This is a genomic window from Rathayibacter sp. AY1C5, from assembly GCF_002931705.1.
Taxonomy (GTDB): Bacteria; Actinomycetota; Actinomycetes; order Actinomycetales; family Microbacteriaceae; genus Rathayibacter.
Genome location: NZ_PSWD01000001.1, coordinates 178,088 through 201,712 on the forward strand (window position 1 = coordinate 178,088; position 23,625 = coordinate 201,712).

A 23,625-nucleotide genomic window follows, 5' to 3' on the forward strand; every position below is an offset into this window, starting at 1 on the left:
CTCGTCGCGACTCCGTCGAGCCCTGCCGGCACCTCCACCACGCGTTCCACACGGTCGGGCTCCCTCGTGCATCGGAGTCGCCGTGCGCCGTTCCCCCCGGATCGGGAGAACTGCGCCCCACTCCGCGCCTGTGCGGGACCGACGGTGTCCGCAGCCGAGGGTGGGAGATGACAGGACGGGCTCGAGGCTCCGTTCCTGCTCTCTCACCCTCGGTTGCGGACGAGCGCGTGCGGGCGGATCAGGCGAAGGCCTCGATGGGCGGGCAGGCGCAGACGAGGTTGCGGTCGCCGTAGGCCTGGTCGATCCGGCGGACCGGCGGCCAGTACTTGCCGCGCACCAGCGAGCGGACCGGGTAGACGGCCTGCTCGCGGCTGTAGGGGTGCGTCCACTCCTCGGCCGTCAGGCACTCGGCGGTGTGCGGGGCGCCGCGCAGCGGGTTGTCGTCCACCGGCCACTCCCCCGCGCCGACGCGGTCGGCCTCCGCCCGGATCCCGATCATCGCGTCGATGAAGCGGTCGATCTCGACGAGGTCCTCGCTCTCCGTCGGCTCGACCATCAGGGTCCCGGCGACGGGGAAGCTCATGGTCGGGGCGTGGAAGCCGTAGTCGACGAGGCGCTTGGCGACGTCGTCCACGGTCACTCCGGTCGCCGCCGTCAGCGGACGGATGTCGAGGATGCACTCGTGGGCGACGAGCCCGTTGTCCCCCGTGTAGAGCACCGGGTAGTGCTCGCGGAGGCGCGCGGCGACGTAGTTGGCCGAGAGGACGGCCGCCCCGGTCGCGGCCCGCAGGCCCTCCTCGCCCATCATCCGGGCGTACGCCCACGAGATCGGCAGGATGCCGGGGCTGCCGTAGGGCGCTGCCGACACCGGTGCGCCGCCGTGGACGATCCGCTCGCCCTGCGTGCCCACGCCGTGCTCGAGCCGCTGCGCGAGCGGGTGACCGGGCAGGAACGGCGCGAGGTGCGCCTTCGCGGCGACGGGACCGACGCCGGGACCGCCTCCGCCGTGCGGGATGCAGAACGTCTTGTGCAGGTTGAGGTGCGAGACGTCGCCGCCGAAGTCTCCGAAGCGGGCGAAGCCCAGAAGCGCGTTGAGGTTCGCGCCGTCCACGTACACCTGTCCGCCTGCCTCGTGGACGAGGCGGCAGATCTCGGCGACCTCGTGCTCGTAGACGCCGTGGGTCGACGGGTAGGTGATCATCAGCGCGGCGAGGGAGCCCGCGTGCTCGGCGATCTTCGCCCGGAGGTCGTCCAGGTCGACGTTGCCGAGCTCGTCGCAGGCCACGACGACGACGCGCATGCCGGCGAGGACCGCGCTCGCGGCGTTGGTGCCGTGGGCGCTCGAGGGGATCAGGCAGACCGTGCGGTCCTCGTCGCCGTTCGACCGGTGCCAGCCGCGGATCGCCAGCAGGCCCGCGAGCTCGCCCTGCGAGCCGGCGTTGGGCTGGAGCGACACGGAGTCGTAGCCGGTGAGGTGGGCGAGCCACCCCTCCAGCTGGTCGATCAGCGCCAGGGAGCCCTGCACGTCCGCCTCGGGGGCGAACGGGTGCAGGTCCGCGAACTGGGGCCAGCTGACCGCCTCCATCTCGGTGGCGGCGTTGAGCTTCATGGTGCAGGAGCCGAGCGGGATCATGCCACGGTCCAGCGCGTAGTCCGAGTCGGCGAGGCGCTTGAGGTAGCGCATCATCGAGGTCTCGCTGTGGTGGCTGCTGAAGACCGGGTGCACGAGGAACGGCGTGCGGCGGTCGAGCTCGGCGGGGATGCTCCGCGCGGAGCCGCTGAGGAAGCCGAACGACGAGTCCAGCTGCCCGACGGCGGTCGCGACGGCGATCACCTCGAGGTCGGTGACCGTCTCGTCGATCGACACCGAGACCGTGTCGGCGTCGACCAGGCGCACGTCGAAGCCGGCCTCGCGGGCGCGGGCGACCGCCGCCTCCGCACCGCCGGGCACGACGACCGAGACGGTGTCGAAGAAGTCGGCGTGCCGGAGGGAGTGGCCCCGGTCGAGGAGGAGGCGCGCGAGGAGCGCGGCCCGGCCGTGCACGCGCTCGGCGATCGCGGCGAGCCCGTCCGGCCCGTGGTAGACCGCGTACATCGCGGCCATGACCGCCAGGAGGACCTGCGCGGTGCAGATGTTCGAGGTGGCCTTCTCGCGGCGGATGTGCTGCTCGCGGGCCTGGAGGGACAGGCGGTAGGCGGGGTGGCCGTCCGCGTCCTGGCTGACGCCGACGAGGCGGCCGGGCAGCTGGCGCTCGAGTCCCTTGCGGACGGCGAGGTAGCCGGCGTGCGGTCCTCCGAAGCCCAGCGGGACGCCGAAGCGCTGCGTGGTGCCGACCGCGACGTCCGCGCCGAACTCGCCCGGCGAGCGCACCAGGGTCAGCGCGAGCAGGTCGGCGGCGACGACGGCCAGGCCGCCGTGGGCCTTCACCGCGGCGAGCACCGCCGACGGGTCCCAGAGGTGCCCGGACGCGCCGGGGTACTGCACGAGGGCGCCGAAGCACTCCGGCACCTCCTCCGCGGCGGTGCGCGAGAGCGGGAGCTCGACGATGCGGATGCCGACGGCCTCCGCCCGGCCGCGCAGCAGCGCGAGGGTCTGCGGGAGAGCGTCGGAGTCGACGACGAAGACGTCGGTGCGCGCCTTCGAGGCGCGGCGCGCGAGCAGCATCGCCTCGACGACGGCCGTACCCTCGTCGAGCATCGACGCGCCGGCCGTGTCGAGGCCGGTGAGGTCGGAGACCATCGTCTGGAAGTTGATCAGCGCCTCCAGGCGCCCCTGCGAGATCTCGGGCTGGTACGGCGTGTAGGCCGTGTACCAGCTGGGGTTCTCGAGCACGTTGCGCTTGATCACGGCGGGGGTGTGCGTGCCGTAGTAGCCGAGGCCGATCATCGGCCGACGCACCGTGTTCCTCGCGGCGAGGGCGCGCAGCTCGGCGAGCGCCTCCGTCTCGGTGGCCGGAGCGGGCAGCACCTGCGGGAGGTCGCGGACGTGGATCGACTCGGGGACGGCGGCGGTGACGAGCTCCTCCACGGAGTCGTACCCGAGAGCCGCGAGCATGGTGCGCTGCGCGTCGGCGTCGGTCCCGATGTGGCGGGACTCGAAGGCGCCGGGGGTCCTGGTGGCCGCCATCTACTCGCCGACCAGCTCGGTGTAGGCGGCGGAGTCGAGGAGGCCGTCGGGCAGGGCGTCGAAGCGGACCCGGATCAGCCACCCCTCGCCGAACGGGTCGGAGTTGACGAGCTCGGGGCTGCCGACGACGGCCGTGTTGGCCTCGAGGACCTCGCCGTCGACGGGGGCGAACAGCTCGCCCACCGACTTGGTCGACTCGATCTCGCCGACGACGCTGCCGCCCTCGACGCGGGCTCCCGCCTCGGGGAGCTCGACGAAGACGACGTCGCCCAGCTTGTCCGCGGCGTAGGCGGTGATGCCGACGGTCGCGACCTCTCCGTCGACCCGGATCCACTCGTGGTCGGAGGTGTACTGCAGCTCGGTGGGCACGGCCATGTCAGTTCTTCTTTCTCGAGTAGAAGGGGAGCTCGATGACGGTCATCGGGAGGCGCGTGCCGCGGATGTCGACGGCGAGCGCCGTCCCGGGCTGCGCGGAGGCGGGGGCGACGTAGGCCATCGCGATCGGGACGCCCAGGGTCGGCGAGAGGACGCCGCTGGTGACCACTCCGACCTCGTCGTCGCCGGAGAGGACGGTGTAGTCGGCACGGGCGGCGCGGCGGCCCTCGCCGACGAGCCCGACGAGCACGGGAGCGTCTCCGGAGGGACCCTCCTCGCTGGCCGCGCGGCCGACGAAGTCGATCGGCTTCCCGAAGGCGACGACGCGGCCGAGGCCGGCCTGTGCGGGGAAGACGTCGCGGGAGAGCTCGTGGCCGTAGAGCGGCATGCCCGCCTCGAGGCGGAGGGTGTCGCGGGCGGCGAGGCCGGCGGGGACGAGGCCCGCTCCGGCGCCGGTCTCGGCGAGAGCCTGCCAGAGCGTGGGAGCGGAGTCGGGCGAGACGTAGATCTCGAAGCCGTCCTCGCCTGTGTACCCGGTGCGCGCGATCAGGATCGGGTGCGCCTCGAAGGTCGCGGGCACGGCGCGGTAGTAGCGCAGCTCCGCGAGCAGGCGGGCGGCGTCGTCCGTGTCGAGCACCGACTCCGCTCCCCGCTCGGTCTCGACGGCGAGGCCCTGGACGTTCTGCAGGATCTCGAGCGAGCGCGGGCCCTGCAGCGCGATGAGGGCGACGTCGTCGCTCTCGTCGAACAGCTCGCACTCGAACATCGCGGTGCGGTCGCGGAGCGTCTCGACGACGATGTGCCGGTTGGCCGCGTTCGCGACGACCATGAAGCGGTCCTCGCCCGTGCGGTAGACGACGAGGTCGTCGATCACGCCGCCCGTGCGCTCCAGGAGAAGGGTGTACTTCGCGCGGCCGGCGGCGACGGCCGAGATGTCGCTCGCCAGCGCGTAGTCGAGGGCGTCGACCGCCTCGGGGCCGACGACGAGGATCTCGGCCATGTGCGAGAGGTCGAAGAGGCCGGCGGCGGTGCGCACGGCGTGGTGCTCGGCGAGATCGCCGGAGTAGCGGACCGGCATCTGCCACCCGGCGAAGTCGGTGAAGGACGCGCCGGCGGCGACGTGCACCTCGTGCAGGGGCGAGTGGCGGGCTTCGGGGCTGGTCGTCGGGGTCTCGGACATGAGTTCTCCATTTCGTCGCAGTGCTGGACTCGCGCCGCGTTCGCGGCAGAGCACAGCAGTGCCGTGGGAACTCCCCCTCTGTCGTGGAGCCTGAGAGATTCGCGCCGCCCCGAGGGGTCGAGCGCTTTCACCATGGGCGGATCCGAGCGGATCGCTTTCCAGAGTGGCCAGTTCGACGCGGTACAAGACCTGAGAGATTGGCGGGGAGGCTTGCTCCTTCGGTGCCGACCGGAGTCGGCTCTCCCGCGTCGCGTATTGCGGCCCGGTATTCGGTTGTGCGGTCAGCCTAGCGGTGAGGGCGGACCCTGCGCGGCGTGTCGCCTCTTCCGCTAGGTGTTCAGGTGTTCGTGACACTAAGGTGATCTCAGCACTTACAGTCGGTGCGACTCTTAGTAGGGGGCACCGGATGCCGGACGTGCAGCTCGCCGTGTCGACGGTGATCTTCGCCCTGCGGCCGCACCCGGAGACCGGAGCGAGCACCGTCTGGATCCCCGTCGTCCGGCGCATCCGCGAGCCGTTCGAGGGACTCTGGGCACTGCCCGGCGGACCGCTGCATCCGGACGAGGACCTCGCCGAGTCGGCCCGCCGCACCCTCCGCGAGACCACGGGCCTGGCTCCGCGCTACCTCGAGCAGCTCTACGCCGTCGGCGGCACCGACCGCTCCCCCGGCGAGGACCGCGTCGTGTCGATCGTCTACTGGGCGCTCGTGCGCTCCGCCGAGGCCGACGAGGCCATCGTGGGAGAGAACGTCGCCTGGCTCTGCACCGATCTGCCGCTCGAGCTCGCCTTCGACCACGGACTGATCGTCGACTACGCCCTCTGGCGCCTGCGCAACAAGATGGAGTACTCCCGCATCGCGCAGGCCTTCCTCGGCGGCGCCTTCACCCTGTCCCAACTGCGGGAGGTCCACGAGGCCGTCCTGCAGAAGCCCCTCGACCCGGCCAACTTCCGCCGGACGATCGAGAGCTCCGGCACCGTGGTGCCCACCGGGGAGCGCCTGACGGGCACCCGCCACCGTCCCCCGCGCCTCTACCGCTACGACGAGTCGGCGGCGCTCGTCGACAACGGCCCGCTGCCCGTCTGAGCGCGCCGCCCGACTCCCCCACCCGCCTCACGAGGAGAACACCGTGACATCCGTCGACAGCACCATCCGGCTCATCGAGGGCGGCTCCGCGCCCGGCGCCACCTGCGCGCCCGAGCTCGCGGAGGCCCCCTGGTCGTTCGACCTCGGCCTGCCCGCCTACGGGCCCGGCGCCTCCCAGGCCGACCCGATCCCGGCCGACGCCCCGGTCCAGGGACGTCTGCCGGAGGAGTACACGACGGCGAGCGCCGACGAGCTGCACCACCGCATCCTCGCGGCGAAGGAGACGCTCGGCGAGCGGGTCGTCGTGCTCGGGCACTTCTACCAGCGGGACGAGGTGGTGCAGTACGCCGACTACGTGGGCGACTCGTTCCAGCTGGCGAAGGCGGCGACGAGCCGGCCCGACGCCGAGGCGATCGTCTTCTGCGGCGTGCACTTCATGGCGGAGACGGCCGACATCCTCTCCGGTCCGGAGCAGGCCGTGATCCTCCCGAACCTGGCGGCCGGCTGCTCGATGGCGGACATGGCCGACATCGACTCCGTCGAGGACGCCTGGGCCGAGCTCACCGAGCTCTACGGCACCGAGCCGGACGCCGACGGCCGCGTGCCGCTCGTCCCGGTCACGTACATGAACTCCTCCGCCGCGCTGAAGGCGTTCTGCGGCCGCAACGGAGGCGTGGTCTGCACCTCCTCGAACGCGGCGACCGTGCTCGAGGACGCGTTCGCGCGCGGGCAGCGGGTGCTGTTCTTCCCCGACCAGCACCTCGGCCGCAACACCGCCAAGGCGATGGGCGTGCCGCTGGAGCGGATGCCGATGTGGAACCCGCGGAAGCCGCAGGGCGGCTCCGACACCGCGACGCTCCTGGACGCGCAGGTGATCCTCTGGCACGGATTCTGCTCGGTGCACAAGCGCTTCACGACGGCCCAGATCGCGAAGGCGCGCGCCGAGCACCCGGGCGTGCGCGTGATCGTGCACCCGGAGTGCCCGATGGCGGTCGTCGACGCGGCCGACGAGTACGGCTCGACCGACTACATCGTGAAGGCGATCCAGGCGGCACCCGCGGGATCGACCTTCGCGATCGGCACCGAGATCAACCTGGTGCAGCGCCTCGCCGTCCAGTACCCGCAGCACACGATCTTCTGCCTCGACGACGTGGTCTGCCCCTGCTCGACCATGTACCGCATCCACCCCGGCTACCTCGCCTGGGTGCTCGAGGGACTGGTCGCGGGGACGGTGCTCAACCGGATCGAGGTCGCGGAGTCGGTGCAGGCCGAGGCGCGCATCGCCCTCGAGCGGATGCTCGCGGCCGTTCCGCCCGCCGGGCCGGCGGCGGTCTGACATGGCGCGGGTCGTCGTCGTCGGCAGCGGCATCGCCGGGCTGGTCGCCGCGCTGACGGCGCAGCGCCGCCACGAGGTGCTGCTCGTCACCAAGGGCGCGCTGGCGGAGTCGTCGACGCGCGCCGCGCAGGGCGGGATCGCCGCGGTCACGGCGCCGGGCGACTCCGTGGCGCTGCACGTGGAGGACACGCTCACCGCCGGTGCGGGCCTCGCCGTGCGCTCGGCGGTCGAGGTGCTCTGCGCCGAGGGGCCGGAGGCGGTCGCGGTGCTGCAGGAGTGGGGCGTCGGCTTCGACCGCGAGGGCGGCGAGCTGGCGCGGGGACTCGAGGGCGCCCACTCGCGTCCGCGGATCCTGCACGCCGGCGGCGACGCGACGGGCGCCGCGATCGAGGCCGCGCTCGTGGCGGCGGTGCGGGGCTCGTCCGTCGAGGTGCGCGAGCACGCCGCCCTGGTCGACCTGGTGCGGGAGGGCGGCTCGGTCACGGGCGCCGACGTCCTGCACGACGGCGTGCTCGAGCGCCTGGCGGCCGACGCGGTCGTGCTGGCCACCGGAGGCGCCGGGCAGCTCTACCGGCACACCACCAATCCGTCCGTCGCGACCGGGGACGGGCTCGCCGCCGCCCTGCGGGCAGGAGCGGAGACGGCGGACCTGGAGTTCTACCAGTTCCACCCGACCACGCTCGCGCTGCCGGGCGGCTTCCTCGTCTCGGAGGCGGTGCGCGGCGAGGGCGCGGTGCTGCGCGACGCCGCGGGCGAGCGGTTCCTGGCCGGGGTGCACCCCGAGGCCGAGCTGGCGCCGCGTGACGTCGTGGCGCGCGCGATCGCGGAGCGGATGCGGCTGCAGGGCGGACTGCCCGTGCACCTGGACGCCCGGGCGATCGACTCCGAGGTGCTGGCGAAGAGGTTCCCGACGATCTCGGCGGCCTGCCGCGAGAACGGGCTCTCGCTCGCCGACGACCTGCTGCCCGTGACTCCGGCCGCGCACTACTGGATGGGCGGGATCGCGACCGACCTGGACGGGCGCACCAGCCTCCCCGGGCTGCTCGCGGTCGGCGAGGTCGCCCGCACCGGCGTCCACGGCGCGAACCGCCTCGCCTCCAACAGCCTGCTCGAGGGCGTCGTGTTCGCGCGCCGCGCGGCGCTCGCCCTCGACTCCCTCCCGTGGAGCGGGGGCCCGGTCGCCCCTCCCCGCGCCGTCGTCCCGATGACGCTCGACCGCACCGCTCTCCAGGACGCGATGTGGGCGGGAGCCGGCCTCTCCCGGGACGCGGCGGGGCTCACAGCGGCGCGCGACGCACTCGTCGCCTCCGCCACGCCCGCTCCGCTCGGACTGAAGACGCTCGAGGACGCGAACCTGCTGACCTGCGCCCTCGCTCTCATCGACGCCGCGCTCGCGCGCACGCACTCCGTCGGCGCCCACCACCGCATCGACTCCCCCGACCCCGCGACGGCGAGCGCCGCCGCCCCCACCAGAGAGGCGGCCCTTCCGTGCTGACCCGCCAGAGCATCGACCGCGTCGTCACCCTCGCCCTCGAGGAGGACGCGCCCTGGGGCGACCTGACCTCCGACACCCTCCTCCCCGCGGACGCCACCGCGAGCGCAGCCCTCGTGGCCCGCGAGCCCGGCGTCTTCAGCGGCGGCGCCGTCCTCGTCGGCACGATGCGGCAGGTCGACTCCCGGATCCGCTGCTCGGTGCTCGTGGAGGACGGCGCGGTCTTCGAGGCCGGGCAGACCCTCGCCCGGATCGAGGGCCCCGCGGGCGGCGTGCTCCGCGGCGAGCGGGTCGCGCTCAACCTCGTGCAGCGGATGAGCGGCATCGCCACCCTGACGGCGCAGTACGTCGCCGCGGTGGAGGGGACGCGCGCCCGCATCGTCGACACCCGCAAGACCACGCCGGGCCTGCGCGCGCTCGAGAGGCACGCCGTCCGCAGCGGCGGCGGCCGCAACCACCGCTTCTCGCTCTCGGACGCGGTGCTGGCGAAGGACAACCACCTCGCGGTGCTCGCCGCGCGCGGGATCGACCTGACCGCGGCCCTGCGGGCGGCGCGCGCCTCGATCCCGCACACGGCGCACCTCGAGGTCGAGGTCGACCGGCTCGACCAGATCGAGCCCGCGCTGGCGGGAGGCGCGGACACGATCATGCTCGACAACTTCACCCCCGAGCTGCTCCGCCAGGGCGTCGCCCTCATCGGCGGGCGGGCCGTGGTCGAGGCGAGCGGCGGCGTCGACCTCTCGACCGTGCGCGCGATCGCGGAGGCGGGGGTCGACGTGATCTCCGTCGGCGCGCTCACCCACAGCGTCCGCTCGCTCGACCTCGGCCTGGACATCGCGGTCGAGTGATCTACCTCGACCACGCCGCGACCTCGCCCGTGCGCCGCGAGGTGCTGGAGGCCATGTGGCCGTTCCTCACCGCCGAGTACGGCAATCCGTCGAGCAGCCACTCGCTCGGCGACGCCGCGGCGCGCGCGCTGGAGGCGGCGCGCGCTCACGTGGCCCGCTTCCTCGGCGGCCGCGCCTCCGAGACGCTCTTCACCTCCGGCGGCACGGAGTCGATCAACACGGCGGTCAAGGGCCTCGCGCTGGGATCGCCGCGCGGACGGCACCTGGTGATCTCGGCGCTCGAGCACGAGGCGACCGTCGAGTCGGCCGACCACCTCCGGCGCCTGCACGGCTTCGAGGTGTCGACGGCCCCCGTCGACGCGACCGGCCTGCTCGACCTCGACGCGCTCGCCGCGCTGGTCCGGCCGGACACCGCGCTGGTCTCGGTGCTCGCGGCGAGCAACGAGATCGGGACGGTGCAGGACGTTCCGGCGATCGCGGCGCTCTGCCGATCGCGCGGCGTGCCGCTGCACGTGGACGCCGTCCAGGCCGCCGGCTGGCTGGACGTCGCGGGCTGGGGCGCCGACGCGGTCTCGGTCTCGGGGCACAAGCTCGGGGCGCCGAAGGGCGTGGGGGCGCTGCTGCTGCGCAGCCGGCTCCCGTTCGAGCCCCTGCTGCACGGCGGCGGCCAGGAGCGGGAGCGGCGCTCGGGCACCGAGAACGTGGCCTTCGCGGTCGCGCTCGGCACCGCGGTGCGCCTGCTCGATCCGGACCGCGCGGCGCGGGTCGGAGCGGTCCGGGACGCGTTCGCCGAGCGGGTCGCGGCCCTGGCGCCCCGGGCCGTGCCGCTGGGCTCCGCGGCGCACCGGCTCCCCTCGATCGCCGCGTACGCCGTCCCCGGGCGCAGCGGCGAGTCGACGCTCCTCGAGCTGGAGGAGCGCGGCGTCGTCGTCTCGAGCGGCTCGGCGTGCGCCGCCGGGCGCGACGAGCCCTCGCCCGCGCTGCTGGCCCTCGGCCTCGACCCCGACGTCGCCCGGACCGCCGTGCGGTTCAGCTTCGGCGAGGGCGCCACGCTCGAGGAGGCCGAGGCCGCGTCCTCCGCGCTCTCCACGGTCCTCACCTGAGACCTCTCGCAGCGGATCCCCGTCGATCGGGAATGTCCGGGGCGTCCGCCGCTGTTCTCCCTCCGTACCCCGCATCCGCGCCCGCGAGTCGAGCCGTCGATGCGCCCCTCACACCGATCCCCTCACGACCGGAGAACACCTGTGACCGAGCGCAGCACCCTTCCCGCCGCGCGGCCCGCCGCACCCGCCGCCGCCACGACCCTCGAGCCGCGCAGCCGCCTGGTCATCAGCCTCCTGCTGGTGTCGGCGTTCGTCGTGATCCTCAACGAGACGATCATGAGCGTGGCGCTGCCCGACCTCATGCGCGACTTCGACGTCGAGGCGCACGTGGGCCAGTGGCTCTCGACCGCCTTCATGCTCACGATGGCCGTCGTCATCCCGATCACGGGCTACCTGATCCAGCGGCTGCACACCCGCACGCTCTTCGCCGCCGCGATGATCCTCTTCAGCCTCGGCACGCTCACCGCCGCGCTCGCCCCGACCTTCGCGGTCCTCCTGGCGGCCCGCGTGGTGCAGGCCGGCGGCACGGCCATCATGATGCCGCTGCTGATGACGACCGTGATGACGCTGGTGCCCCCGGCGATCCGCGGCCGGATGATGGGCAACATCTCGATCGTCATCTCGGTGGCTCCGGCCGTCGGACCGACGATCTCGGGCGTCATCCTCAACTTCCTCGGCTGGCGCTGGATGTTCTGGATCGTGCTGCCGATCGCGATCGGCGCGCTTCTCCTGGGCCTGCGCAAGGTCGAGAACGTCACCGAGCCCCGCTCCATCCCGATCGACTCGCTCTCGGTCGTCCTCTCAGTCTTCGGCTTCGGCGGCCTCGTCTACGGCCTGTCGAGCCTCGGCGAGGGCGGAGGCGCTGTCGTCGCGCCGTGGATCCCGTTCGTCGTCGCGGGCCTCGGCCTCGCGGGCTTCATCGCGCGCCAGCTGCTGCTGCAGCGCACCGACCGGGCCCTGCTGGACCTCCGGACCTTCTCCTCCGCGAACTTCACCATCGTCATCGCGATGATGGCGGTCAGCATGTCGGCGCTCTTCGGCACCCTGATCCTGCTGCCCCTCTACACGCAGAACGTGCTGGGCCTCACTCCGCTGGAGACCGGGCTGCTCCTGCTCCCCGGCGGCCTGCTGATGGGCCTGCTCGCGCCGTTCGTCGGCCGCGGCTACGACCGCTTCGGCCCGCGCGTGCTGCTCGTGCCCGGCTCGATCGTCGTCGCCGGCGCACTGTGGGGGTACACCCTGCTCGCGGCGGACTCGTCGCCCTGGTTCGTCCTCTCGCTGCACGTCACCCTCAGCCTGGGCCTCGCCTTCGTCTTCACGCCGCTGTTCACCGCCGGCCTCGGCTCGGTGCGCCCCTCGCTGTACTCGCACGGCAGCGCGATCATCGGCACCGTGCAGCAGCTGGGCGGCGCGGCGGGCACGGCGCTGTTCGTCACCGTCCTCTCGATCCGGTCTGCGGAGCTCGCGCAGGGCGGAGCCGACCAGGCCGCCTCCTACGCCGGCGGCATCCACTCCGCGTTCCTGTGGGGAGCGTCGATCGCGACGGTCGCGATCGTGGCCGCGTTCTTCGTCCGCCGCCCGGCGGAGTCGGACGCGCCGCTCCCGATGGCGCACTGAGCCGGGGGGGGCCGACCCCGCCTGTTCACCTCCGCGTCACTCCGCCTCCCTACGGTGTCGCCCCGGCCGCCGCGCTCCCGATCGCGCGGCCGGGACGGAGACGAGACGTGACCGAGACGGCCGGCCCCCAGGACGTGCTCGACGCCGGAGCGGCCACCCCGCCTCCCCGCACGCTGGTCGACGTCCTCCGCGACACCGCGGAGCGCCACCCGGACGCCTCCGCGCTGGAGGACCCGGCCGGAGCGCTCAGCTACCGGGAGCTGCTGGCCCGCACGGTGCAGCTCGCGGGCGAGCTCACCACCGCAGGGGTCCGACGCGGCGACCGCGTCGGGATCCGCATGCCCAGCGGCTCCCGCGAGCTCTACCTCGCGATCCTGGCCGTCCTCGCCGCGGGAGCCGCGTACGTCCCGGTGGACGCGGACGACCCCGAGGAGCGGGCGCGCCTCGTCTTCGGCGAGGCCGCCGTCCGCGGCGTGATCACCGGCTCCGGCCGCTTCGAGCGCACCGGCGCCGACGAGCCGGCCGCGCGCCTGTTCACCGCGAGCGCGCCGCACCCGAGCACGGCGTCGATCCCGCTGCTGCAGCCGCCCTCGCTCGAGGACGACGCCTGGATCATCTTCACCTCCGGCTCCACCGGAACCCCCAAGGGAGTGGCGGTCAGCCACCGCTCCGCCGCCGCCTTCGTCGACGCCGAGGCGCGCCTGTTCCTCCAGGCGGAGCCGCTCGGCCCCGGGGACCGGGTGCTGGCCGGTCTCTCGGTCGCGTTCGACGCGTCCTGCGAGGAGATGTGGCTCGCCTGGCGGCACGGCGCCTGCCTCGTCCCCGCTCCCCGCTCGCTGGTCCGCAGCGGCATGGACCTCGGCCCCTGGCTGACCACGCACGGCATCACCGTGGTCTCGACCGTGCCGACCCTCGCGGCGCTCTGGCCCGCGGAGTCGCTCGAGAACGTCCGCCTGCTGATCTTCGGTGGCGAGGCGTGCCCGCCGGAGCTCGGCGAGCGCCTGGCCGTCGAGGGCCGCGAGGTCTGGAACACCTACGGGCCGACCGAGGCCACCGTCGTCGCCTGCGCCGCGCCCCTCGGCGGGCCTCCCCCGGTGCGCATCGGGCTGCCGTTGGACGGCTGGCGGCTCGCCGTCGTGGACGCGGACGGGCAGCGGGTCGGCGAGGGCGAGGTCGGCGAGCTGGTCATCGGCGGGGTCGGGCTCGCGCGCTACCTCGACCCGGTCAAGGACGCCGAGAAGTACGCGCCGGCACCGCTCCTGGGCTGGGAGCGGGCCTACCGCTCCGGCGACCTGGTGCGCTTCGAGAGCGCCGGCCTGGTCTTCCAGGGGCGCGCGGACGACCAGGTGAAGCTCGGCGGTCGGCGGATCGAGCTAGGCGAGGTCGAGGCGGCGCTGCAGGCGCTCCCCGGAGTCTCGGGGGCGGCGGCCGCGGTCCGCACCACGGCGGCCGGCAACCAGGTCCTCGTCGGCTACCTGGCCCTCGCCGGCGGCCGGGAGCTCGACCGCGACGCGGCGCTCGCCCGCCTGCGTGAGGAGCTGCCCGCATCCCTCGTGCCGCTGCTGGCCGTGGTCGAGGAGCTGCCGACCCGCGTCTCCGGCAAGGTCGACCGCGCCGCACTCCCCTGGCCGCTCGCCGTGGGCACGACCGAGGACGCCTCCCTCGACCCCGAGGAGGCGTGGCTCGCCGCCCTCTGGCGCGACGTGCTCGGCGTGCCGGTCGACGAGCGGGCGAACTTCTTCGACCTCGGCGGCGGCTCCCTCGCCGCCGCCCAGCTGGTCGCGCGGATCCGCGAGCGCGATCCCGAGTTCACCGTCGCCGACGTCTACGCCCACCCGCGTCTCGCGGCGATGGCCGCCGAGATCCAGAGCCGCTCGACGGGCACCGCGGAGGTGTCCGCTCACCGCATCGCGCCGGTCCCCCTCAGGATGCGGGTGCTGCAGACCCTCCTCGGCGCACCGCTGCTCGTGCTCGGCAGCGCCCGCTGGGTCACTGCGATCCTCACCGTCACCGCGGTGCTCGACCTGGTGCCGGGGTTCGGCTGGCTGCCCACCGCTCCGCTCGCCGCGCTGATCCCCGCGTTCGCGCTCTTCCTCACGCCGTTCGGGCGGATGGGGCTCACCGTCCTCGCCGCGCGCACCCTGCTGCGCGGGATCCGAGCCGGAGACCACCCGCGCGGCGGGAGTGTGCACCTCCGGCTCTGGCTGGCGGAGCAGATCGCGTTCCAGCTCAAGGCCGTGAGCCTGGCAGGCGCGCCCTGGGTCGCCTACTACGCCCGCGCGCTCGGTGCCCGCATCGCCGACGACGTCGACCTGCACTCCCTCCCTCCTCTGACCGGGATGCTCACGCTCGGGCGCGGCGCCGCGATCGAGCCCGAGGTCGACCTCTCCGGCTACTGGATCGACGGCGACGTCCTGCGCGTCGGCGCCGTCCGGGTCGGCGCGGGCAGCACGGTGGGCGCGCGCAGCACGCTCCTCCCCGGCGCCCGGATCGGCAAGCACGCGCAGATCGAGCCGGGATCGGCCGTCTTCGGGCGGGTGCCGGCCGGGCAGCGCTGGGGAGGATCCCCCGCCCAGCGGCTCGGCAGGGCGAACGCCGGGTTCCCCTCGGAGCGCCCGGCGCGCCGCCCGGGCTGGGTCTGGGCGTACGGAGCGTCCGCGGTCGGCCTCGCAGCGGTCCCGGTCCTCGCCCTCGCGGCCGGGCTCGCCGTCGTGGCCGCCGCCGTGCGCGGCTCGGCCGGCCTCGGCGCCGCGCTCGGGCCCGCTCTCGCCGCCCTCGTGCCCGCCGTCGCCGTCTCCGGAGTCGTCCTCGCCGCCCTCGTCGTCGTCCTGGTGCGCCTGCTCGGGCGGGGCGTCGAGCCCGGCACCCACCCCGTGCGCGGTCGGATCGGCTGGCAGGTCTGGTCGACGGAGCGGCTGCTCGACTCCGCGCGGGTCCTGCTCTTCCCGCTCTACTCGGGCCTGTTCACCCCGGTCTGGCTGCGGCTCCTCGGCGCGAAGGTCGGACGCGACGTCGAGGCCTCGACGGTGCTGCTCCTGCCCGCGATGACGACCATCCGCGACGGCGCGTTCCTCGCCGACGACACGCTCGTCGCCTCCTACGCGCTCGGCGGCGGCTGGATGCGGCTCGCCCGCGCGGAGATCGGCGAGCGCGCGTTCCTCGGCAACTCCGGCATGGCCGCGCCCGGCCACACCGTGCCCGCCGGCGGACTCGTCGCCGTCCTCTCCTCCGCGCCCCGCAAGTCGAAGGCGGGCTCGTCGTGGCTGGGCTCACCTCCCGTGCGGCTGCGGCGCACCGTCGTCGAGGCGGAGTCGGCGCGCACCTTCCGCCCGGCCCGCCGACTCCGCGCGGCCCGCATCGCGTGGGAGCTCGGCCGCTTCGTCCCGGTGGTCGTCTCGGTCGCGATCGGCCTCGGCGTGGTCGCCGGACTGCTCGCGCTGATCCAGACGCTCGGGGCGGTGCTCGCCGCGCTCGTGGGAGGCGTCGTGCTGCTGGCCGCCGGGGCGGTCGCCGCGGCCGTCTCCACCGCCGCGAAGTGGATCCTGATCCAGCGGGTCGAGCCGAGCGAGCAGCCGCTGTGGTCCTCGTTCGTCTGGCGGAGCGAGCTGGCCGACGCCTTCACCGAGATGGTCGCCGCGCCCTGGTTCGCCCACGCCGCCGCGGGCACTCCGGCGCTGGTCTGGTGGCTGCGGAGCCTCGGCGCCCGGATCGGACGCGGCGTCTGGTGCGAGAGCTACTGGCTCCCCGAGGCCGATCTGATCTCGCTCGGCGACGGAGCGACCGTGAACCGGGGCTGCGTCGTGCAGACGCACCTGTTCCATGATCGAATCATGAGCATGGATCTCGTGAGCCTCGACGCCGGCGCCACCCTGGGCCCGCACAGCGTGATCCTCCCCGCCGCGCGGATCGCCGAGCACGGCACGGTCGGCCCGGCCTCGCTCGTGATGCGGGGGGAGCTCGTGCCCGCGGGCAGCCGCTGGAGCGGCAACCCGATCGGCCCGTGGCGCGAGGTGCGCGTCGCCGACTACCACGCGCCCGTCGCGTGAGCCCCGCGCTGACCGGGCTCGAGACCGCCGGCGACCCCTACGTCCCCGGCATCGGGAACACCGGCTACCGCGTCGAGTCCTACGACCTCGACCTCGACTACCGCGTCGCCTCGAACCGCCTGGCCGGCCGGGCCGTGCTGCGGATCGTCGCGCTGCAGCCGCTCCGGCGGTTCTCCCTCGACCTCTCCCGGCTCCGCGTGGCCCGCGTCCGGATCGACGGACGCCGCGCCCGCCACGAGCAGGCGCCGCACAAGCTGCGGGTGTCCCCCGCCGAGCCGCTGGCCGCGGGCGAGAGCGTTGACGTCGAGATCGAGTACAGCGGCCACCCCGCCCCCCGCGCCACCCACTGGGGCGAGCTCGGCTGGGAGGAGCTGGAGGACGGGGTGCTCGTCGCCTCGCAGCCCTCCGGCTCCTCCACCTGGTTCCCCTGCAACGACGACGTCGCCGAGAAGGCTCCGTACCGCCTGCGCGTCACCGCCGAGGAGGGCTACGCCGTGCTCGCGAACGGGGTGCTCATCGACTCGAGCGCCCGCTCCGGCCGCCGCACCTGGCTCTACGAGCAGCACGAGCCCAGCGCCGCGTACCTCGCCTCGGTGCAGATCGGCCGCTACGCGATCGAGGAGCGCGTGCTCGCCGGGGTCGCGGTGACCCTCGCCCGCCCCGCCGCCCTGGCCGCTCGGGTCGCGCACGACTTCGCTCCGCTCGAGCGCATGCTCGCCCTGTTCACGCGGCTGTTCGGGCCCTACCCCTTCGCCCGCTACTGCATCGTCGTCACGGCGGACGAGCTGGAGATCCCGCTCGAGGCGCAGGCGATGGCGGTGTTCGGCGCCAACCACGCCGACGGCCGCGGCGGCGCGGAGCGCCTCATCGCGCACGAGCTCGCGCACCAGTGGTTCGGCAACAGCGTGGGCATCGCCCGGTGGCGCCACATCTGGCTCAACGAGGGGTTCGCCTGCTACGCGGAGTGGCTGTGGTCGGAGGAGTCGGGCCGCGCCACCGCCGACGCCTGCGCCCGCCGCCACCACGCGGTGCTGCGGGCTGCGGCGCAGGATCTCGTGCTCGCCGATCCGGGGCCGGTCGCACTCTTCGACGACCGCGTCTACAAGCGCGGCGCGCTCACCCTGCACGCGCTGCGGCTCACCGTCGGCGACGAGCCCTTCCTCCGGCTGCTGCGGGAGTGGACGTCCCGCTACGCCTCCGCCGCCGTCACCGACGAGGAGTTCCGCGAGCTCTGCACCGAGGTCCTCGGCGAGGGCGTGGACGACCTGCTCGACACCTGGCTCCTCGACGAGGAGCTGCCGCCGCTACCGTCCCGGCGCTGACACCAGCGAGTCCGCGAGCGCGTCGCCGTGCTCGCGCCGCCAGCCGATGATGGGCCCGGCGCCCGCGTCCCCCATCGGCCCGAGGGCGACGCTGACCCGCAGCGCGGGGTCCAGCTGCGGCTCGGCCAGCCGGAAGCGGACGCCGTCGATCCGCGCCTCCGCCGCGTGGTGCGACTCGTGCACGTGCACCCGGCGCGGGTCGAGCTCGAGCCCGCGGCCGTCCGCCTTCAGCGCGGCCTCGATCCGGGTCCAGTGCAGGACGGGGTCGGCGGGGCGCATCCCGCCCGTGGCGAAGGGCGCCCCGGCGATGCGCGTGATCCGCTCCCCGCGCTCGGGCGTGCCCAGCGTCGGCTCCACATCGACGCCGACCGCACCGGCGCTGCTCGCCGCGACCACGACGGCGCCCGCGCAGTGCGCGATGCTCACCGACAGCAGCTCGAGCGCGATCCCGCGTCCCTCCAGCCGCGGCCGGCCGTGCGCGCCCCCGCAGCGCGGGCAGCACGCGACGACCCGGACCTCCGACGCGCGCGTCCCCGTGAGCTCGGCCGCGAGCATCCGCAGGAGCACCCGCCCGAAGACGAAGCGCTCGGCCGCCGACGCGGCGACCGTGCCGGCGTAGCGCTCGCGCTCCTCGTCGCTCAGCAGCGGCAGCAGCCGCTCGGCGTCCAGCGTCTGCTCGTCGAGCGCCAGCCAGCGCAGGTGCACCCCCGGCAGCTCCGCGCCGATCCCCGACTCCCCCATGTCCGTCCCCCCGGTCAGCTCGTCGCGGCGTGCTCGCCGCGCTCGTACACGTCCGCGGCCGATCCGACGATCAGCGGGTCCGGACCCAGCGGGCCCACGACCTCCTCGTCGCGTCCGTCGTAGTCGTAGAGGCTCAGGACGTAGCGCATGGCCTCGAGCCGGGCGCGCTTCTTGTCGTTGCTCTTCACGATGGTCCAGGGAGCGTCGGCGGTGTCGGTCGCCGCCATCATCGCCTCCTTGGCCGCGGTGTAGTCGCCCCACTTGTCGAGCGAGGCGAGGTCCATCGGCGAGAGCTTCCACTGGCGCACGGGGTCGATCATGCGGATCGTGAACCTGGTGCGCTGCTCCTCCGCCGAGACCGAGAACCACAGCTTCACCAGGTCGATGCCGTCGCCGACGAGCATCCGCTCGAACAGCGGCGTCTGGCGGATGAACTCCTCGTACTGCGCCGGCGTGCAGAAGCCCATCACGCGCTCCACGCCGGCCCGGTTGTACCAGGAGCGGTCGAAGAGGACGATCTCGCCGGCGGCCGGCAGGTGCGAGACGTAGCGCTGGAAGTACCACTGACCGGCCTCGCGCTCGGTCGGCTTCTCGAGCGCGACCACGCGGGCTCCGCGCGGGTTGAGGTGCTCGGTGAAGCGCTTGATGGTGCCGCCCTTGCCCGCGGCGTCGCGCCCCTCGAACACGACCACGAGTCGGCGCCCGTGCTTCTTGATCCAGTTCTGCAGCTTCAGCAGTTCGATCTGGAGGAGGCGCTTGCCCGCCTCGTACTCCTCGCGCGACATCCGCTCGTCGTAGGGGTAGCCCTCGCGCCAGGTGTCGACCTGCGTGCCGTCGCGGCGCAGGAGCACCGGATCGTCGTCGTCCTCGTCCAGCACGACGAGGTCCCGCGCGTCGGCGGGTGTGAGCGTGCGGAGCAGCTCGGGAGTGGGACGGAGGGCGTCATCGGCGGTGTCGGGCACGGAGGGACGCTAGTGCGCCCGTGCGACGCTCCGGTGAACGGCGGGTATCCCCGCGTCTGCGAGGAGGACGGTGGGACGGGCTGCCGCGCCGATCGCGGTCCCGGCCGCCGGATGCGCAGGCTGATCACGACGGCTGTACGCAGCCGAGGCTGCAGTGCTCGATCCGGGGCGTTCCCGCGAGGATCGACCGGCTCCGCCTCGTCTCGGGACGGCGTCAGCCGGTGAACGCCGCAGGAGGCAGGTCGGTCTCGCCGTCCTCGACCGCGTCGAGCAGCCGGTCGACCACGTCTTGCGGCGCCAGACCCGCGCCGAAGCGGGGCGCGTCTCCCGCGAGCGGGTGCCGGGACAGCTCGGTCTCGGTGTGGCCGGGACGCGCGTCGAGCAGGAGGACGCCCGCCCGCTTGTACTCGCGGGCCGAGGCCTTCACGAAGGAGTGCAGTGCCGCCTTCGAAGCGGAGTACGCGGCGAGTCCCGCGGTCGGAGCCTCCGCCACCACGCCGCTGATGGTCAGCGCGAACGGCTCGCGCCCCTCGCCCGCCGACGCGACGAGCGACGGCAGCGCGGCGGTCAGCACCCGGATCGGCGCCAGCGCGTTCACCTCGACGAGCTCCTCCAGAACGGCCGGATCGAGCTCGGCGGAGGGCCCGAAGGCCACGACGCCCGCGGCCACGACGACGCCGTCGAGGCGCCCGTGCCGCTCGAGCACCTCGGCGACCACGCGCCGGGGCTCGTCCTCCCCGCGCAGGTCGGCGACCAGGGGTGCCTCGCCGAGCGCCGCGGAGTCGCGCCCCGAGCGCACCGCGACGGCACCGCGTGCCTCCAGCGAATCGGCCAGGAGGCGGCCGAGGCCGCCCGAGGCTCCGAGGACGAGGACGACGGCACCGTCGAGACGAGTCATGTGGCGAGCCTAGACGGGTGCGCTGTCGCGGATCGGCACTACCGTCCGAGCGACCGGCCCCCTAGCGTGAGGCCCATGACACGACTGCAGAGCCGTGCCGTGCTGCACCGCCTGCTCGAGGTCCTCGAGGATCCCGCCCCCGTCACCATCGGCCACGCGCGTCACGTCCGGATGCTCGTCCGCGAGGCTCTGGAGTGGATCGCCGGCCCTCGGGCGCACGAGTCCGGTGCGTGGAGCGGCCCCGCTTCGGGAGAGCCCGCGGCCGCGCTCGCCCCCCAGGATCCCGCCGCCACGGACCCGGGTCTCTGACGCTCCCGCCCTCCTCGTAGACTCGTTCGCCGGAGGAACGGGGGGGGTCGATGGACGAGGGTGCGCCGGCGGGCTGGTACCGCGACGAGGCCGATGCGGCCGAGATGCGCTGGTGGGACGGCAGGCGGTTCACCGGGGCGCGCCGCTCCGCGCAGGACAGTGCCGCGGTGGTGCGGGACGCACCCGTCACCCCCGTCACGGAGCGCGTCGTCTACCGCCTCCCGAACGCCGACGGCGCCCCGAGCGTCGACGCCCTCGCCGAGGCCGAGCGGATCGAGGAGATCGCCGATCTGATCGACCGCACGCTCAAGGCGGGCGAGATCGACGAGCGGACCCTCGAGGTCGATCTGATCCCCGAGCCCGACCACCCCACCGGCCTCGACGCCGTCTCGGTCCGGGCCGGCGGCCGCGTCCTCGGCTACCTGCCGAACGCCACTGCGCACCGTGCCGCCCTCGACCGGGTCGTGGCGAGCGGAGCCGTCCCGGTCACGACCGCGCGCCTCCGGGTCGAGCGCGGCGAGGAGGGGCTGCGGGCCGTCCTCCGCGTCGCCCTCGTCGCCCCGGAGCTGCTCGTGCCGCTCAACGAGCCGCCCGTCGAGCGCCACTCGATCCTCCCCTGGTCGCGGGGCCTGCCGGTCCTGCGCGAGGACGAGCACTTCGCCCGCCTGTCGACGGTGGTCCCGGCGAGCGGCCGCGGCCTGCTGCTGCTGACCCTGCACACCACGGGCGACCTCGTCGAACTCCGACTGGACGGCGAACGGGTCGGCGAGCTCTCACCGACCCTGTCGGCAGACTTCACCCCGACCCTCCGCCATCTCGCGAGCCTCGGCCTCGTCGCCGCCGCCTACGCCTCCCTCCGCGGATCGCCGCTGAAGGTCGAGCTCACGCTGCAGGCCGCGAAGGCCGCGGACCTGCCCGCCGAGTGGGTCGACGGCCGCCCGGTCACGCTCCCCCGACTCCTCCCGCCGGCTCGGACCTACTCCGTCCCGCCCGCGTACACCGCACCGATGCGTCCCACTCCCCGCAGCTCCGAGGCGGTCTCCCGCTCGGTCCGCCGGACCGTCGCCTGGGTGGTCGTCGGCGTCTGCACCCTCGTCGGGCTGTCGAGCTGGCTGATCGGGGACGTGCTGAACTGACGGGCGGAGCGGACGTCCGCGGACGTGACCGGCCTCGTGTCGGACTCCCGGGGTCGGCGATCCCGCACCTCCGTGCAGAAGCGCCCGGCTCGCGGATCCGGGGATCCGAGCGAACCGGGCGCCTCGAGCCGAGCGCGGCCGTCCTACACGTTGAAGCGGAACGTTCGCCTGGCGATTGAGCGTGATTGCGCGGTGGCGAACACCGCACCGTTCCGCCGATCTGGTGATGGCTAGTGGTTGCTCCGGACGGGCCTGAATTGGGACTCTTGCGGACTTGTTGCGGACTGGCGGTGGGTGTCGGGCCCCCTCGCCACGGCGGGCTGCTTCCAGCTGCTGAGACACTGGGGCGACGGTAGAGGGAACCACCGCCGCCCCACGGGGGCTAAGTCGTGAGCAGGTGCCGCACCGCCGGACTAGGGAGGCCGGACGTGAGGGCAATCTCTTCGACGGGGATGCCGTAGATGTAGGCCAGGCGCACGTAGTAGCGATCCTGCACGCGCTGACGTTCGTGATCTGCTCGGAGCAGCTCGAGGTGTTCTCTCGCTGCTGCGAGTCGGCCAGTAGGGTTCATTGCATCCTCCTGATTGAGAGTCGGCGGGGAAGAGAACGGCCCGGGTGTTGGTATCGCTCGGGCCGTTTCGCTGCATCAGCGACGGGGCAAGGTTCCACCCTCCCTCGAACACTCGTCAAACGGCCCTGTGGACAGCGCTGTGGAGAAAAAGCGGGAATCGCCGCATCCGCTGTGGGTGAACTGTGGATAGTTCTGTGCACTTCCCTGTGGAAAAGACATCCGTTCAAGCTTTTGACCTGGGAAAAGAGCTTCCTACCAGGGCCAAGAGAAAAAAGAATGCCGACCGCAGCGGCCTTTCCTCGAACTTGTGTGCGATATGTGGACGATCCTGTGGAGAACCAGGTGGCCGTTCGAAGCTTCGCTCCTTGCCCGCGTGACGCCGCCTGCGCCTACGTCCAGCGAGCTTCAGCATCGACCTCCAGGTGGACGGAGGTGGCGCGGCAGCGCTCGCTGATTCGCGCTGCGCCCCTCCATCGCTCGATCGTGAGCCGAACTGGGCTCGCGTCTGCCACTGGCTGACGATCGGTGGTGGCAGCGCCCATTGCTTCCTCCGCGGTCGAGTAGATGCCCAGCAACCGGGGCGAACCGGTCCATACGGACATGGCGATGAGGGCGTAATGGCTGTCGTCTTGAGTCATCTCGGCATCATTGCGCCGGTGGAGCCGGCTCGGACAGCGGAGGCGCGAGACGGATGCCTACTGGCGCACAGCACGCGCACCAGAGCGCCAGGCAGGAACGCGCGCGCCGCAGCCGGGAGCGAGCCTCCTCCGCCGACCACCCAGACGTCGCTCGTCACGCACACTCGTGTCGGGACACCGTGGTATCGCACGAAGCGAATCGAGCCGAGGTGCTCGCGCCGGTCATGCACCCATCATTCGCCCGGACAGACCGCCCTCGACACCATCTACATCGGGGCTCAGTGGAGTGCCATGCGGTGATCCTCGCCGAGACCAGCGACGGCCCTAAGCTCAGCACATGAAGCGTGCTCTGCCAGTCCTCTGTGTTCTCCTTGTGCTCAGCGGTTGCTCAGCTCCATCGTCGGAGCCTGCTCCCGCTGTCACAGTGACCGTTACGCCCGAGGCGGCGCCAGCGGTCACGCCGACTGCAACACCAACCGAGCGTCTCACGAGCTTCGGCGCGCCTTACCGTGCCGACATGGACACGGGAACTCTGATCATGGTCGAGGCGGAGTACCTCTCTGGGGTTCGAGAAAAAGTGCCTGAGACTGCGAACTACACGGATCAGTCCTTGAAGCTAGCCGGCACCGCGTTCTGCGACTCGATGGATCGTGGAGACTCGCTTCAGGCTGGATTCATCGTTGTCGCCGGTCTCTTGCCTCAGTTGCCCACTACCGACTCGGTGGCGTTGGTCTCGTCCGAAGCCTCAGTGTGGCTATGTCCTGAGCATGCACCGGGAGCCACTGACTAGCTAACGCCGCGGTCGAGGCGGTCACCCGCCGTGGTCCCGGGCTGGACGCG

At 73.4% G+C, this 23,625-nt stretch carries 17 protein-coding genes and 1 riboswitch; of the genes, 10 read left to right on the forward strand and 7 right to left on the reverse strand.

The genetic code is table 11. The features are described 5' to 3' along the window. Positions 1 to 238: 238 nt before the first annotated feature. From gcvP to gcvT, 3 genes are read right to left on the reverse strand one after another with little or no spacing between them, the layout of a single operon-like run. On the reverse strand, positions 239 to 3,127 hold the full coding sequence (gcvP, locus tag C5C57_RS00820; RefSeq protein WP_104297157.1) for an aminomethyl-transferring glycine dehydrogenase: 2,889 nt from the start codon (positions 3,125 to 3,127) through the stop codon (positions 239 to 241). Then, entirely contained in the window at positions 3,128 to 3,502 is a 375-nt protein-coding gene (gene gcvH, locus C5C57_RS00825; RefSeq protein WP_104297158.1) for a glycine cleavage system protein GcvH, read from the reverse strand. A gap of 1 nt (position 3,503) precedes the next feature. Then, positions 3,504 to 4,682 (reverse strand): glycine cleavage system aminomethyltransferase GcvT, encoded by a 1,179-nt coding sequence (gene gcvT / locus C5C57_RS00830; protein ID WP_104297159.1) that lies wholly within the window; start codon positions 4,680 to 4,682, stop codon positions 3,504 to 3,506. Between the two features lie 168 nt (positions 4,683 to 4,850). Then, a riboswitch (glycine riboswitch) is annotated at positions 4,851 to 4,938 on the reverse strand. A 150-nt stretch (positions 4,939 to 5,088) separates the two neighbouring features. On the opposite strand from gcvT, the gene C5C57_RS00835 reads away from it, so the two are divergent. From C5C57_RS00835 to C5C57_RS00870, 8 genes are all read left to right on the forward strand, one after another. Further along, positions 5,089 to 5,766 carry an NUDIX domain-containing protein gene (locus C5C57_RS00835; protein ID WP_104222969.1) on the forward strand — a complete coding sequence of 226 codons (678 nt, stop codon included), beginning with the start codon at positions 5,089 to 5,091 and terminating at the stop codon, positions 5,764 to 5,766. Between the two features lie 43 nt (positions 5,767 to 5,809). Next, positions 5,810 to 7,102, forward strand: a complete 1,293-nt coding sequence (gene nadA, locus C5C57_RS00840) for a quinolinate synthase NadA (protein ID WP_104222968.1) — start codon at positions 5,810 to 5,812, stop codon at positions 7,100 to 7,102. A 1-nt stretch (position 7,103) separates the two neighbouring features. After that, positions 7,104 to 8,597 carry an L-aspartate oxidase gene (gene nadB / locus C5C57_RS00845; RefSeq protein ID WP_104297160.1) on the forward strand — a complete coding sequence of 498 codons (1,494 nt, stop codon included), beginning with the start codon at positions 7,104 to 7,106 and terminating at the stop codon, positions 8,595 to 8,597. After that, complete coding sequence (nadC, locus tag C5C57_RS00850; RefSeq protein ID WP_104266935.1) at positions 8,591 to 9,442, forward strand: carboxylating nicotinate-nucleotide diphosphorylase; 852 nt, start codon at positions 8,591 to 8,593, stop codon at positions 9,440 to 9,442. The genes nadB and nadC overlap by 7 nt, the downstream gene beginning before the upstream one ends. Continuing rightward, on the forward strand, positions 9,439 to 10,545 hold the full coding sequence (locus tag C5C57_RS00855; RefSeq protein ID WP_104246615.1) for a cysteine desulfurase family protein: 1,107 nt from the start codon (positions 9,439 to 9,441) through the stop codon (positions 10,543 to 10,545). The genes nadC and C5C57_RS00855 overlap by 4 nt, the downstream gene beginning before the upstream one ends. Positions 10,546 to 10,644: 99 nt before the next feature. Next, positions 10,645 to 12,162 carry an MDR family MFS transporter gene (locus C5C57_RS00860; RefSeq protein ID WP_104297161.1) on the forward strand — a complete coding sequence of 506 codons (1,518 nt, stop codon included), beginning with the start codon at positions 10,645 to 10,647 and terminating at the stop codon, positions 12,160 to 12,162. Positions 12,163 to 12,269: 107 nt separating this feature from the next. Then, on the forward strand, positions 12,270 to 16,208 hold the full coding sequence (locus C5C57_RS00865; protein WP_258063658.1) for a Pls/PosA family non-ribosomal peptide synthetase: 3,939 nt from the start codon (positions 12,270 to 12,272) through the stop codon (positions 16,206 to 16,208). After that, positions 16,205 to 17,530, forward strand: coding sequence for a M1 family metallopeptidase (locus tag C5C57_RS00870; protein WP_258072717.1), 1,326 nt, complete (start codon positions 16,205 to 16,207; stop codon positions 17,528 to 17,530). Before C5C57_RS00865 ends, C5C57_RS00870 begins: the two co-directional genes overlap by 4 nt. On the opposite strand, the gene C5C57_RS00875 is transcribed toward C5C57_RS00870, so the two are convergent. The 3 genes from C5C57_RS00875 to C5C57_RS00885 all read right to left on the reverse strand — a co-directional run bounded on the left by C5C57_RS00875 (position 17,513) and on the right by C5C57_RS00885 (position 20,131). Next, complete coding sequence (locus C5C57_RS00875) at positions 17,513 to 18,271, reverse strand: 4'-phosphopantetheinyl transferase superfamily protein (RefSeq protein WP_104222962.1); 759 nt, start codon at positions 18,269 to 18,271, stop codon at positions 17,513 to 17,515. The genes C5C57_RS00870 and C5C57_RS00875 overlap by 18 nt on opposite strands. Before the next feature lie 14 nt (positions 18,272 to 18,285). Further along, complete coding sequence (ppk2, locus tag C5C57_RS00880; protein WP_258072351.1) at positions 18,286 to 19,146, reverse strand: polyphosphate kinase 2; 861 nt, start codon at positions 19,144 to 19,146, stop codon at positions 18,286 to 18,288. A 301-nt stretch (positions 19,147 to 19,447) separates the two neighbouring features. After that, entirely contained in the window at positions 19,448 to 20,131 is a 684-nt protein-coding gene (locus tag C5C57_RS00885) for an SDR family oxidoreductase (RefSeq protein ID WP_104246619.1), read from the reverse strand. A 75-nt stretch (positions 20,132 to 20,206) separates the two neighbouring features. Between C5C57_RS00885 and C5C57_RS00890 the strand changes: the two genes are divergently transcribed. Next, entirely contained in the window at positions 20,207 to 20,440 is a 234-nt protein-coding gene (locus tag C5C57_RS00890; RefSeq protein WP_146078402.1) for a hypothetical protein, read from the forward strand. A 50-nt stretch (positions 20,441 to 20,490) separates the two neighbouring features. Beyond that, a complete protein-coding gene (locus C5C57_RS00895; RefSeq protein ID WP_104246621.1) occupies positions 20,491 to 21,576 on the forward strand; it encodes a DUF2510 domain-containing protein in 1,086 nt (361 codons plus the stop codon). A gap of 960 nt (positions 21,577 to 22,536) precedes the next feature. On the opposite strand, the gene C5C57_RS00900 is transcribed toward C5C57_RS00895, so the two are convergent. Then, the gene (locus tag C5C57_RS00900; protein WP_104297162.1) at positions 22,537 to 22,785 is read right to left on the reverse strand and encodes a hypothetical protein; all 249 of its coding nucleotides are present in this window, start codon (positions 22,783 to 22,785) and stop codon (positions 22,537 to 22,539) included. Positions 22,786 to 23,625 lie beyond the last annotated feature (840 nt).